Below are 11,891 nucleotides of genomic sequence, written 5' to 3' on the forward strand. Positions count from 1 at the left end.
AGTGCAGCTTTCTGCGGGGCTATAATTCCCACTCGTTTACTCTTGTTCCGCCCGGTCTCCGCGCGGGGTTTCAATCTGCACAATCCATGAAAAAGCTCATTGCCGCCCTTGCGGCCTCCCTCCTCACGATCACTGCCGCGTTCGCGCAGGCACTGCCGCCGCCCACCATCGCCGCCAAGTCCTGGCTGCTGCTCGATGCCACGAGCAACCAGGTTCTCGCCTCGCAGGATGCCAACATGCGGGTCGAACCGGCTTCGCTGGTCAAGATCATGACGGCCTACCTCGCTTTCTCCGCCATCAAGGAAAAGCGTCTCGACCTCAACCAGATGGTCAACGTGTCCGTGCGCGCATGGAAGGTCGATCCGAGCAGCTCGAAGATGTTCATCGATCCGGCGACCCCGGTGAAGGTGAATGACCTTCTCTACGGGCTGATCGTGCAATCCGGCAACGATGCCGCCGTCACGCTGGCCGAAGCCGTGGCCGGGACCGAGGAAACCTTCGTCACCCTGATGAACCGCGAGGCCGAGCGCATGGGCCTGAAGAACACGCGCTACGCCAATCCGCACGGGCTGCCGCATCCGGACAACTACACGACCGCGCATGACCTGTCCATCCTCGCCACGCGCATGATCGCGGACCATCCCGAGCTGTACAAGATTTACGCGACCAAGGAATTCACCTATAACAAGATCACGCAGCCGAACCGCAACCGTCTGCTGTGGCTGGATCCGACCGTCGACGGCATGAAGACCGGGCACACCGCTGCCGCCGGCTACTGCCTGATCTCCACCGCCAAGCGCCCGAACGGCGCCGGCGACCGCCGCCTGATTTCCGTCGTGCTGGGCACGGTGTCCGACCAGGTGCGCGCGCAGGAAAGCCAGAAGCTGCTGAACTGGGGCTTCCAGAATTTTGACACCGTCAAGCTGTACGCCAAGGGCCAGCCGGTGGCAACGCCGGAAGTCTGGAAGGGCTCGCAGGGCCAGGTGAAGATCGGCTTCACGCAGGACGTGTATGTCACCGTGCCGAAGGGCGTGGCGGACAAGATGAAGCCGGTGCTCGAGCGCAAGGACCCGCTGGTCGCGCCGGTGGCGCAGAACAGCAAGGTCGGCACGCTGAAAATGATGGTCGACGGCAAGGCGCTGACCGAGCTGCCCGTCGTGGCGCTGGAACAGGTCAACCAGGCCAGCATCATCGGCCGCGCATGGGATTCCATGCGCCTGTGGATGAAGTAACGCCGCTGCAGGGTGCAGGCATGCACCCTGCGTCTCCCAACGGAACGGAGAACGCCATGCCTGCATACATCATCGGCCATATCACGATCAAGGACGCCGCCCGATGGGCGGAGTACCGCGACAAGGTCGGGGCCACCATCACTGCCTGGGGCGGCGAGCTTGTCTTCCGCGGCAAGCAGCTCAAGGTCCTCAACGGCACCCACACCCATACCGATGCCGTCGTCGCCCGTTTTCCCGACGCGGCCGCGCTTCTCGGATGGCACGACTCTCCCGAATATCAGGCGCTCATCCCGATCCGCGATGCCGGCGCCGACGTCACCCTCGTCAGCTACGAAACCTGAAGGAAGCGCCATGCACGACCCGCTCGTCTACCTGAACGGCGAATTCACGCCCTTGTCGGAGGCGAAGGTCCCGGTGCTCGACCGGGGCTTCATCTTCGGCGACGGCGTGTATGAAGTCATCCCCATCTACGGCGGGAAGATGTTTCGCGCGAAGCAGCATATGGCGCGCCTGTTCCGCAGCCTCGCGGCCATCGGTATCCCCAACCCGTACAGCGAGGATGAATGGATGGCACTGATCGGAAAGGTGACGGACGCATGCCCGGACGATACACAGCTCGTGTACATGCAAGTGACGCGCGGGGTAGCCAAGCGCGCCCATGCCTTCCCCGCAGAGGTGAAGCCGACCGTGTTCATCATGACCAACCCCTACACGCCGCCTGACGCGGAAGCAGTCAACAATGGGGTGCGCTGCGTGACGACGGAAGACTTGCGCTGGATGCGCTGCGATATCAAGTCCGTTTCCCTGCTGGGCAACGTGCTCGCCGCACAGCACGCAGCAGAGAATGGGGCACTGGAAGCGATCCAGTTCCGCGAAGGCTTCCTCAGCGAGGGGGCGTCATCGAACGTTTGGATCGTGCGCGACGGCACCGTGTATGGCCCGCCGAAAGACAATCGCGTCCTGGAGGGCATCCGCTACGGTCTGCTCCAAGAGCTGTGCGCGGCCTGCCGCATCCCGTTCGCGCTCAAGGCCATCGCGCGCGATGAAGTGTTTGCCGCCGACGAAGTCCTGCTGACCTCCGCCGGGCGCGAAGTGCTCGCCGTCGTGTCCATCGACGGCCTGCCGGTGAACGGCGGCAAGCCGGGCCCGCTGTTCGGCAAGCTGTACGCGGCTTACCAGGATGCCAAGAGGGCGTAAAATACCGGCATTGAAGATTCTGCCGTCATGCGACATCCGCAGCGGCGCAGCGAGCATTGCCATGTCCCAATCCACCGACAGCCTCATCGAGTACCCGAGCGATTTCCCGATCAAGATCATGGGCGTCATGCAGGAAAATTTCGCCCAGACGATGGTAGACGTGGTCACGGCGTACGACCCGACCTTCCATGCCGGCAAGATGGAAATGCGCCCCTCGTCCAAGGGCACTTACCTTTCGCTCACCGTCACCGTGCGCGCCACCAGCCGGGAACAGCTCGACAATCTCTACCGCGCGCTGTCCTCGCATCCGATGGTGAAAGTCGTCCTGTAATCACACCACCGGTTGCGCCAGGCGCGCCACCTCTTCCAGGATCCAGTTCCTGAACGCCTGCACCTGCGGCTTGTGCATCGACTCCGGGGGGCAGACGAGATAGTAGGACTGCGGGCAGCGGATCGCCACGTCGAACAGCCGCACCAGCTCGCCCGATTCGATATCCGAGAAGGCGAGGGAATGGCGCGCCAGCGCAATGCCGTTCCCTTCCACCGCCGCGCGCACCAGCATCGACGAGTCCTGGAACACCAGCCCGCCTGTCGGCTCCAGGAAGTCCAGCCCCGCCGCCCTGAACCACGGCGTCCACGGTTCCATTTCACAACGCAGCAAGGGATGTTTCGCCAGCTGTTCCGGCGTGCGCGGCAGCTTGCCGTGGTTGAAGCGCGTGCTCACCACCGGATAGAAATAATCGTCCGTCAGCTTTTCGGCAGACAGGCCGGGGTAGTTGCCGCGGCCAAAGCGGATGCCGATATCCACCGACTCGCGCACGAAGTCGGTCAGCTGGTTGCTGGACTGGAGCATGACCTCCATGTCGGGATACAGCTCGATGAAGCGACCAAGGCGCGGCGACAGCCAGCGTGCCGCGAACGAGGTCAAGGAGGTCACGGTGAGCCGGTTCTGCCGGCTGTCGGCCTGCAGCGCCGCCGCGGCGGCGGCGATATCCCCCAGCGCCTTGCGCAAGGTGGTCGCAAAGCGCTCGCCTTCGGGAGTGATGGAAATGCGCTTGCCGTGGCGCGCAAACAGCGCCACGCCCAGCTCCTCTTCCAGCGCGCGCACCTGGTGGCTGATCGCTCCATGGGTCACATGGATTTCCTCGGCCGCGCGCGAGAAATTACCATGCCGCGCGGCCGCCTCGAAGGCGCGCAGCGCAGCCAGGTTGGGAAGTCGCCTGAAGTCAGCCATATGTGAGCGATACTAACAAGAGAATCAAAAATATATCGTTTAGAACGGCGCATGACAAGGACTATGATGCTTTCACGGAGACGGAAAAAGCCATCCTGCAAGCCTGCAGCGGCATCCTTCCCGACATTCCAGGAGCGATATCATGAGAGGGCTATTCACAAACAGGACACTCAGCATTCCCACCGGCCACGCCGTTTCCGGCACGCCTGACCGCGCCGATACCCTGCGCATCCAGCGCGGCCGCGTTTGGATTACCGTCGAAGGCATCAAGCACGACTACTTCCTGCATGCGGGCGATACCTTCACCGCCGTGCCGGGCCGCCTGACCGTGCTCGAAGCCGACCAGGACGCGAGCGTGGAATTGCGCCGCCCGAACGCCGGCCGTATCCTGAAAGGCATCGGACAGCGCGTGGCAGGGTTCCTGCACGGAATCACCGGGCATGCAGTGGTCCAGACCTCTCTCAAACGTCATCGCACCTGCGACGCGTGCTGACGCGACGCCCGGCAAAGGAAGCGTACATGCAAGCAGCCATCTACACCCGCACCGGCCCCGCCAGGGAAGTCCTCAACGTGACCGAGGTCGCCACCCCGGCCGCCGGGCCGGGCGAGGTCCGGATCCGGCTCTCCTGGTCGGGGGTCAATCCATCCGACGTCAAGACCAGGGCCGGGGTGCGCAATTCCACCCTTCCCTTCCCGCGCATCATTCCGCACAGCGACGGCGCGGGCGTGATCGACCAGGTGGGTGAAGGCGTGGACGCCGGCCGCATCGGCCAGCGCGTGTGGACATGGAATGCTGCCTGGGGGCGCGCAGATGGCACGGCCGCACAGTACATCACGCTGCCGGCCGCCCAGGCCGTTGCGCTGCCCGATGGTATTCCCGGCGAGGTCGGCGCCTGCCTCGGCATTCCCGCGCTGACCGCATGGCAGGCGGTGTATGTCGATGGCGGGGTGGCCGGCAAACGCGTGCTGGTCGCCGGCGGCGCCGGCGCGGTGGGCAACTACGCGGTGCAGATGGCCAAGCGAGCCGGCGCCGCGCTAGTGATCGCCACGGTGAGCAGCGCCGAAAAGGCGGCGCTGGCCAGGGATGCGGGCGCCGACGTGGTCCTGAACTACAGGACGGAAGACCTCGTCGCCGCGGTACTGGCCGCGACCGACGGCGCGGGCGTCGATCGCATCATCGAAGTCGATTTCGGCGCCAACGTCGGCCAGGACATCGCCATGCTCAAGCCGGAAGGCGAACTCGTGGTTTACGGCAGCAACAGCCCGGAAATTGGCGTTCCCTTCGTGCCGTCCATCCTCAAGAACATCCGGATGCGCTTTTTCATCGTCTACAACCTGTCGCCGGCGGACCGTGCCGCGGCGCTTGCCGGACTGACCGGGCTGCTGGAAGAAAACGCGCTGATGCACAACATCGCCGCCCGCCTGCCCCTGGCGCGCATCGCCGAGGCGCATGAACTGGTGGAGAGCGGCAAGGCAGTCGGCAATGTCGTGCTGTCCATCGAATGACGCGCCGGAGAACTTCATGAAAGATTGCTGCCACCTTGCACAGGTCAACATCGGCCGCGCCCTCGGCCCGATGGACGGCCCGGTGATGGCCGGCTTTGCCGCCCGGCTCGACGAAATCAATGCGCTTGCCGAATCCAGCCCCGGCTTTGTCTGGCGCCTGAAAACCGATGCCGGCAACGCCACCTCGCTCCAGCCGTATGAAGACGAGCGCATCCTGATCAACCTGTCGGTCTGGGAATCGCCGGAGCACCTGAAGCAGTTCGTCTATCGCAGCGCGCATGCACAGGTCATGCGCCAGCGCAAGGAGTGGTTCGCCCGCTTCGGCGACGCCTACGTCGCGCTCTGGTGGATACCCGCCGGGGATGTGCCGACCATTGCCGAAGCCAAGGAGCGCCTGCACTACCTGCAGCTCAACGGCGAAAGCGAATTCGCCTTTTCCTTTGCCAAACTGTTCCCGGCGCCCGGCACCATCGTCCGCTGCGCCTCGTCCCTGGAGCCACACGCACAATGAGCATCGATCATCTCGGCCTGGCTGTGGCCAATCTCGAAAACAGCCAACGCTTCTACGTTCAGGCACTTGCCCCGCTGGGTATCCGCTACATTCGCGAAGTTGGCGGCTGGGCCGGGTTCGGCAAGGACGGGCTGGAGAGTTTCTGGCTGGGCCGGCAAACCGCGCCACGGACGCCGTCACACTTCGCATTCGCCGCGCGCACCCGCGACGAGGTCCGCGCCTTCTATGAAGCGGCGCTCGCAGCCGGCGCCAAGCCGAACAAGCCGCCGCAAGTGCTGGACATCTATCACCGGAATTTTTTTGCAGCAATGGTATTCGACCCGGACGGTAACAATGTCGAAGCCGTCTGTCACATCATCGAACAGGGAGAGGAATAAACACATGAAAGTCATTCGCAGCAGGGAGTTCACGGCCGAGCGCGCCTGGGGCGCGCTGCCCATTGCAAACATGAATGGCGTCACCACGCGCCTGCACTGGACGGACGCGCCCTACAAATGGCACGTCAACGACGGCGAGGAAGTGTTCGCCGTGCTCGACGGCACCGTCGACATGCATTACCGCGAGAATGGCACGGAGCATGTGGCGGTGCTGAACACCGGTGATGTCTTCTTTGCCGGCATCGGCTGCGAGCATGTCGCGCACCCGCGCGGCGCGGCGCGCATTCTGGTGATCGAAAAAGAAGGCAGCGTGTAGATGAACGTCGAGGTCCAGATCGTCAATGCCTTCGTGGACAACGGCGAAGGCGGCAATCCGGCGGGCGTGGTGCTCGATGCGCAAGCCTACAGCGCCGAGCAGAAGCAGCGCATCGCCGCCCTCGCCGGCCTTTCCGAAACCGCATTCATCTCGCCTTCGGAATGCGCGGATTTCAAGCTCGAGTTCTTCACGCCGACGCGACAGATCCCGCACTGCGGACACGCGACCATCGCCAGCTTTTCCTACCTGAAGCAGATCGGGCGCATCCCGTCCGCGCGCAGCTCGAAGGAAACCATCGATGGCACGCGCGAGATCTTCATCGATGGCGAGATGGCCTTCATGGAACAACACGCGCCGCGCTATATCGAACTCGGCGCGGCGACGCGCGGGATCGATGCTGCCGGCGCGCTGGCCGCAATCGGCCTTGGTCTCGAGGACCTGCTGGAAGGACACCAGCCCGTGGTCGTCAACACGGGCAATTCCTTCCTGGTCATCCCGCTCAAGGATGAGGCAGCGATGAAAGCTATCCGCCCCGATTTTCCAGCCATCGGCGCAATCGGGGAACAGCTGGACCTGGTCGGTTTCTATCCGTTCTCGCCCCAGTCGCAGCTGTCCGGACGTCATGCCGGCGCACGCATGTTCGCACCGCACTATGGCATCCCCGAGGAGGCTGCGACAGGGATGGCCGCGGGCCCGCTGGCCTGCTACCTGTACGACCGGTTAAAAATCCGCGGCGAAGGTGATATCCTCGTCGAACAGGGCCGCCTCATGTCCCCGCCATCGCCGAGCATCATTCATGTACGGCTGGAGACGACAGGCGGACACATCGAAAAACTGGTCGCGGGCGGCAAGGCAAGGCTGACCGGGAACCGGATAGTGACGCTTTGAACACCATGCCCCACCTGACACTCGAATACACCACCAACCTCGACAAACTCGAACCCGGCCGCACCCTGCTCGCCCTGAACCAGGCGCTGGTGGAGTCCGGCCATTTCACCGACACGGATATCAAGAGCCGTGCGATCGCGCTCGACACCTGGTACGTCGGCACCGCGCCGTCCGGACATGCGTTCGCGCATGTCAAGCTCGCCATCCTCAGCGGGCGTTCGCCGGAGATCAAGAGCGCGCTGTCGGCTTCGCTGCTGCGCGTGCTGCGCGCCGCATGCCCCGAGGCTGCCGGCCTTGCGGTGCAACTGTGCGTCGAAGTGCTGGATATCGACCGCGCGAGCTATGCCAAGGACATCCTGAACGCAAACGACGGGCGCTGAATGAATCCCGGCGTCCTGATCCTGCTGCTGGTGACCCTGGTCTGGGGCACTACCTTTCCGCTGCTGAAGTCCGCGTCCGCCGATCTCGGCGGCGTCGAGATTTCCGCATTCCGTTTCCTCGTCGCCGCCGCCTGCATGGCGCCCTTCCTGCGCGGGGCGTCGCGCCGCGCATGGGCCGACGGCGCGCTGCTCGGCGTGCTCGGCCTCGCCTCGTATGTCGCCCAGGCCTACGGCTTGCAGTTCATCTCGTCCAACCGCAGCGCATTCCTGACCAGTCTGAACGTGCTGATGGTGCCGCTGCTCGGACTGGCCTTCGGGGGCCGCCTGACATGGCTTGCATTGGCCGCCGGCGCGCTCGCCTGCATGGGAATCGGGCTGATGTCATGGGAAGGCGGCGGCCACCTGCTCGGCGATGCCGCGACCATCGTGTGCGCCCTTGCCTATGCGCTGTACGTGATCGTGCTGTCGCGCCGATCCGCGCATCACGACGCACGGCATCTCGCTGCCACGCAGATCGTGGTGATGGCCGTGCTCGGTACGCTGTGGATGCTGATGCAGTCGCCGGAGGCGCTGGCGACGCTGCCGTCGCGTGCCGCCGCCCATGCGGAGACGCTGCTTTACCTCGGCGCCGTCGCCACGGCCGGCATGCTGTTCCTGCAGGCGGTCGGCCAGCGCCGCGTGGCGGCCGAAAAGGCGGCGCTGATCTTCGCATTGGAACCGGTCTTCGCCGCCCTGTTCGGCTGGATGTGGCTCGGTGAAGTATTGGGCTGGCGCGGCATGGCCGGCGGCGCCGTCGTGATCGCAGCGCTCGTCCTGAGCGAACTCGGGCCGCGCAAGAAGGAACGGCCGGCCTGACCGGCTGGCGTTATTTGCCCGCCGGCGCGGCTCCCTGCGCCGGCTTCCATCCGTGCAGCGCCAGCATGGCGATCACGCCCGCAACCAGCCCCCAGAATGCCGCGCCGATGCCGAACAGCGTGACGCCGGATGCGGTGACGAGGAAGGTGACGAGCGCGGGTTCGCGCTCGCCTTCGTTGGCCAGCGCGGCGGCGAGTCCGTTGCCGATGGTCCCGAACAAGGCAAGCCCCGCAATCACCAGGACCAGTTCCTTCGGGAAGGCTGCGAACACCGCACCGACCGTTGCGCCGAACAATCCGATCAGCAGATAGAAAAAGCCCGCGGCGACGGCGGCCACATAGCGCCGGTCCGGGTCCGAATGCGCTTCGCGTCCCATGCAGATTGCTGCCGTGATGGCGGCAAGATTGAGTGCAAAAGCCCCGAACGGCGCGAGCACGAGGTTGGTGACGCCGGTCCATCCGATCACGGGAGAGATCGGCACCTTGTAGCCGGAGGCGCGGATCACCGCAACGCCGGGCACGTTCTGCGAGGCCATGGTGACGACGAACAGCGGCAAGGCAACGCCGATCAATGCCGGCAGCGAGAACGCGGGCATCACCCACTCCGGCCGCGCGAACTCCAACCGCACGCCATCCATGTGCAGCAAGCCCTGCGCGGCGGCGATGGCAATGCCGACTGCGAGCGTGGTGATGACGGCGTAGCGCGGCATCAGCCTGCGCCCGGCGAGGTAGACGATGAACATGGCCAGCGCGAGGATGAACTGCGTCTTCATTGCGACGAACACATCCATGCCGAAGCGCAGCAGCACCCCGGCGAGCATGCCCGAGGCGATGGAGACCGGAATGCGGTTGATCATGCGCTCGAACCAGCCGGAAAATCCGCAGACCGTGATCAGCGCGGCGGAGACGAGGAAGGCGCCCGTCGCCTCGCCAATGGAAACCCCCGCCGCGCCGGTAATCAGCATCGCCGCCCCGGGCGTCGACCACGCGGTGACGACGGGCACGCGATAGCGCAGCGACAGCAGGATGCAGGTTGCGCCCATGCCCAACCCGAGCGCCCACATCCAGGAAGCGACCTGCCCGGGCGAGGCACCGACGGCATTGGCGGCCTGGAACACGATGACGGCCGAACTGGTGAATCCGACAAGTACGGTGACGAAGCCCGCGATCACGGGAGGCAGTGACAGGTCTTTGATGAATTGCATGACGCGTGGGCGGCGCTGCGGGAGCCGCGTGTTTGACAAGCGGCCTAGCGTAGCACGATCACGCCGTCAGTTCACCGCTCAGTTCGCGCAGCAGTGCCTCGCGCACGGATTCCGGCGGCAGGCCGGTAGCCAGCAGGTGGTGGAGTTTGGCGACGATCGCTTCGAAGGTCATGTCCCGCGCGCCGACCACGCCGGCGGCGGTCATGCCCGCCCCGGCAGCGTAAGTGCCGATGGCGACCTGCCCGTGCGGAGACTGGCTGCATGCGGCGAGCACCACGCCGGCTTCGTTCGCGCGCGCCAGCATTTCCATCAGTGCGGGGTCGCGGTCCGGCGCGCTGCCGGCGCCGTAGCACTGCAGCACTACCGCATGCGGCTTCAGGTCAAGCAAGGCCCGCACTGCCGCCACCGGCATGCCGGGAACAAAGCGGATCGGCAGCACCACATGGCGTCCGTATGCGGGGAGCTCGAAGCGCTCCGAGGCGGCGCGCGGCAACAGCGCCGCTTCATTGAAGCGCGCGTGGATGCCGACTTCCGCCAGCCGCGGATAGTTCGGGCTGTCGAAGGCGCCGAGGCTTTCGGTGCTCAGCTTGGTCGTGCGGTTGCCGCGCAGCAGGCGCTGATTGAAATACACCGCGACCTCGTTGATCCGCCCGGAAGCAGCGAGCTGCAGGGCGGTGATGAGGTTTTGCGGCGCATCCGAGCGCGCGGCACCGAGGGGAATCTGCGAGCCGGTGACGATTACCGGCTTGCGCAACCCCTGCAGCATGAAAGACAAGGCGGCGGCGGTGTACGCCATGGTGTCGGTGCCGTGCAGCACCACGAAACCGTCATAGTCGTTGTAGCGTGCGGCAATGTCGCCGCCGATGGCGCGCCAGTCCTCGGGCGTGGCGTTGGCGCTGTCGATGGGAACGGGATAGGCATGCAGCGTGTAACGCGGCAGCGTCTCGCCCGTCGACGCAAGCAACTGTGCGAGCGCGCCGGCGAAATCCTGCATCGGCGCGTACCCCTGGGCTGTCATCGTCATCCCGACGGTGCCGCCGGTATAAATCAATCCGATGTGTTTTCCGTTCATCGCTTTGCGCTGGTCCTGGTGCTGGTCCTGGTTACGGTTGCTGGCCGTTCGCCAACCGCGCGAGCTTGTGCGCGACGAGATCGGTGACGTCCACCACCTGCTTGCCTGTCACCTCGGCCGGGATCAGGGGCAGCTCGGTACAGGCGAGCAGGACGGTGTCCGACTCGAGCGTGTCGAGAATGTCCCGGAAACGGCGGCGGATATGGTCGACATTGCCGCCGTAGGTCTTCACGTCATAGATCAACTCGTGCAGCTGCGCGGCCTGTGCCGGTCTGGGCAGTTCGATGGCGACATGCGCGGCGAGCGCGCGGTAGTGCGACCACGGTCCGAGATCGGTGACGGGGCGCGCTCCCAGCAGGGCGACGCGTTCGATGCGGTTCTCCCGCACGAATGCGGTGACGGCGTCGGCAAACGATACGAGTGTCGCCGGCAGGCCCAGGGCGTCGAGCTGCGGCTGGTAGTAGTTCAGGGTATTGCAGGCGATGGCGTAATAATCGACGCGCTGGGAGATGGCCTCGGCGGTGCGGCGCAGGCATTGCCATACGGCCTCGTCATTTTCCGCCAGTTCCATTGAAAGCCCGAGCGTGGATTCGGAGAGGATGGTGACGTCCGGCGCATCGAGGTCGCCGCGAAAACGTTCTCCATGCATCCTGCGGTTTGCGGCCAGCAGCTTGGTCCACAAGTCGATACCCGCCTCGGGTCCCGAGCCGGCGATGATGCCGATTTTCTTGCGTGAGGCCAGGATGGGGACAGGATTCGCTTGCATGGAATGGATCTCGAAATACTGGAACCAGGGATTGGGCCAGCGGCACGCCCCGGTTGCAGGCGGTATTTCGCGTGAGGTGAAGCTGAACCGGCGGCGGCGCTCAAGCGCCGCCGCCGGAAACGAAGTGGATTACTTCGTCACAGCCAGTTGCTGGCGCTGGCCACCCTTGTAGGTGTACAGGGTCAGCGTGCCTTCCTTGATGTCGCCCTTGCTGTCGAAGGCGATGTTGCCGGTCACGCCCTTGTAGTTGATCTTCGCCAGTTCCGGCAGGTACTTCGCCGGCTCGGCGGAGTTGGCCTTCTTCATGGCTTCGACCATCACCATCACCGCGTCATAGACGTACGGTGCATAGA

At 64.8% G+C, this 11,891-nt stretch carries 16 protein-coding genes and 1 pseudogene; 12 read left to right on the top strand and 5 right to left on the bottom strand.

Annotated elements, in window-relative coordinates:
• The first annotated feature begins 86 nt into the window (after nt 1–86).
• The 4 genes from VFF99_RS19675 (at nt 87) to VFF99_RS19690 (ending at nt 2,760) form a co-directional block, all read left to right on the top strand.
• On the top strand, nt 87–1,232 hold the full coding sequence (locus VFF99_RS19675) for a D-alanyl-D-alanine carboxypeptidase family protein (protein ID WP_325020626.1): 1,146 nt from the start codon (nt 87–89) through the stop codon (nt 1,230–1,232).
• A 56-nt stretch (nt 1,233–1,288) separates the two neighbouring features.
• The gene (locus VFF99_RS19680; RefSeq protein WP_325020627.1) at nt 1,289–1,573 is read left to right on the top strand and encodes a DUF1330 domain-containing protein; all 285 of its coding nucleotides are present in this window, start codon (nt 1,289–1,291) and stop codon (nt 1,571–1,573) included.
• A gap of 10 nt (nt 1,574–1,583) precedes the next feature.
• Complete coding sequence (locus VFF99_RS19685; protein WP_325020628.1) at nt 1,584–2,429, top strand: D-amino acid aminotransferase; 846 nt, start codon at nt 1,584–1,586, stop codon at nt 2,427–2,429.
• Between the two features lie 61 nt (nt 2,430–2,490).
• Nucleotides 2,491–2,760, top strand: coding sequence for a DUF493 family protein (locus VFF99_RS19690; RefSeq protein WP_325020629.1), 270 nt, complete (start codon nt 2,491–2,493; stop codon nt 2,758–2,760).
• Here VFF99_RS19690 and gcvA read toward each other — a convergent pair whose 3' ends face one another.
• Nucleotides 2,761–3,663, bottom strand: coding sequence for a transcriptional regulator GcvA (gcvA, locus tag VFF99_RS19695; protein WP_325020630.1), 903 nt, complete (start codon nt 3,661–3,663; stop codon nt 2,761–2,763).
• A 142-nt stretch (nt 3,664–3,805) separates the two neighbouring features.
• On the opposite strand from gcvA, the gene VFF99_RS19700 reads away from it, so the two are divergent.
• The 8 genes from VFF99_RS19700 to VFF99_RS19735 are packed head-to-tail and all read left to right on the top strand — an operon-like array spanning nt 3,806 to nt 8,496.
• Nucleotides 3,806–4,156 carry a DUF2917 domain-containing protein gene (locus VFF99_RS19700; RefSeq protein WP_325020631.1) on the top strand — a complete coding sequence of 117 codons (351 nt, stop codon included), beginning with the start codon at nt 3,806–3,808 and terminating at the stop codon, nt 4,154–4,156.
• Nucleotides 4,157–4,182: 26 nt separating this feature from the next.
• Nucleotides 4,183–5,169, top strand: coding sequence for an NADPH:quinone reductase (locus VFF99_RS19705; protein ID WP_325020632.1), 987 nt, complete (start codon nt 4,183–4,185; stop codon nt 5,167–5,169).
• A gap of 16 nt (nt 5,170–5,185) precedes the next feature.
• The gene (locus VFF99_RS19710) at nt 5,186–5,680 is read left to right on the top strand and encodes a DUF3291 domain-containing protein (RefSeq protein WP_325020633.1); all 495 of its coding nucleotides are present in this window, start codon (nt 5,186–5,188) and stop codon (nt 5,678–5,680) included.
• Nucleotides 5,677–6,057: a VOC family protein gene (locus tag VFF99_RS19715; RefSeq protein WP_325020634.1), complete on the top strand. Its 381-nt coding sequence runs from the start codon at nt 5,677–5,679 to the stop codon at nt 6,055–6,057. Before VFF99_RS19710 ends, VFF99_RS19715 begins: the two co-directional genes overlap by 4 nt.
• Before the next feature lie 4 nt (nt 6,058–6,061).
• Nucleotides 6,062–6,373, top strand: a complete 312-nt coding sequence (locus tag VFF99_RS19720; RefSeq protein ID WP_325020635.1) for a cupin — start codon at nt 6,062–6,064, stop codon at nt 6,371–6,373.
• Nucleotides 6,374–7,261: a PhzF family phenazine biosynthesis protein gene (locus VFF99_RS19725; RefSeq protein ID WP_325020636.1), complete on the top strand. Its 888-nt coding sequence runs from the start codon at nt 6,374–6,376 to the stop codon at nt 7,259–7,261. It begins immediately after the preceding gene.
• A gap of 5 nt (nt 7,262–7,266) precedes the next feature.
• The gene (locus VFF99_RS19730; protein ID WP_325020637.1) at nt 7,267–7,641 is read left to right on the top strand and encodes a 5-carboxymethyl-2-hydroxymuconate Delta-isomerase; all 375 of its coding nucleotides are present in this window, start codon (nt 7,267–7,269) and stop codon (nt 7,639–7,641) included.
• The gene (locus tag VFF99_RS19735) at nt 7,642–8,496 is read left to right on the top strand and encodes a DMT family transporter (protein WP_325020638.1); all 855 of its coding nucleotides are present in this window, start codon (nt 7,642–7,644) and stop codon (nt 8,494–8,496) included.
• A 10-nt stretch (nt 8,497–8,506) separates the two neighbouring features.
• Here the strand turns inward: VFF99_RS19735 and VFF99_RS19740 are convergent, their stop codons facing one another.
• From VFF99_RS19740 to VFF99_RS19755, 4 genes and pseudogenes are all read right to left on the bottom strand, one after another.
• The gene (locus VFF99_RS19740) at nt 8,507–9,700 is read right to left on the bottom strand and encodes a benzoate/H(+) symporter BenE family transporter (RefSeq protein ID WP_325020639.1); all 1,194 of its coding nucleotides are present in this window, start codon (nt 9,698–9,700) and stop codon (nt 8,507–8,509) included.
• Nucleotides 9,701–9,758: 58 nt separating this feature from the next.
• On the bottom strand, nt 9,759–10,772 hold the full coding sequence (locus VFF99_RS19745; protein ID WP_325020640.1) for a type I asparaginase: 1,014 nt from the start codon (nt 10,770–10,772) through the stop codon (nt 9,759–9,761).
• Nucleotides 10,773–10,803: 31 nt separating this feature from the next.
• Entirely contained in the window at nt 10,804–11,538 is a 735-nt protein-coding gene (locus tag VFF99_RS19750) for an aspartate/glutamate racemase family protein (RefSeq protein ID WP_325020641.1), read from the bottom strand.
• Between the two features lie 129 nt (nt 11,539–11,667).
• Nucleotides 11,668–11,891: pseudogene (locus tag VFF99_RS19755) on the bottom strand (branched-chain amino acid ABC transporter substrate-binding protein); the annotation flags it as partial.

It is taken from the genome of Noviherbaspirillum sp. (assembly GCF_035654295.1).
In the GTDB taxonomy this organism is placed as follows: domain Bacteria; phylum Pseudomonadota; class Gammaproteobacteria; order Burkholderiales; family Burkholderiaceae_D; genus Noviherbaspirillum.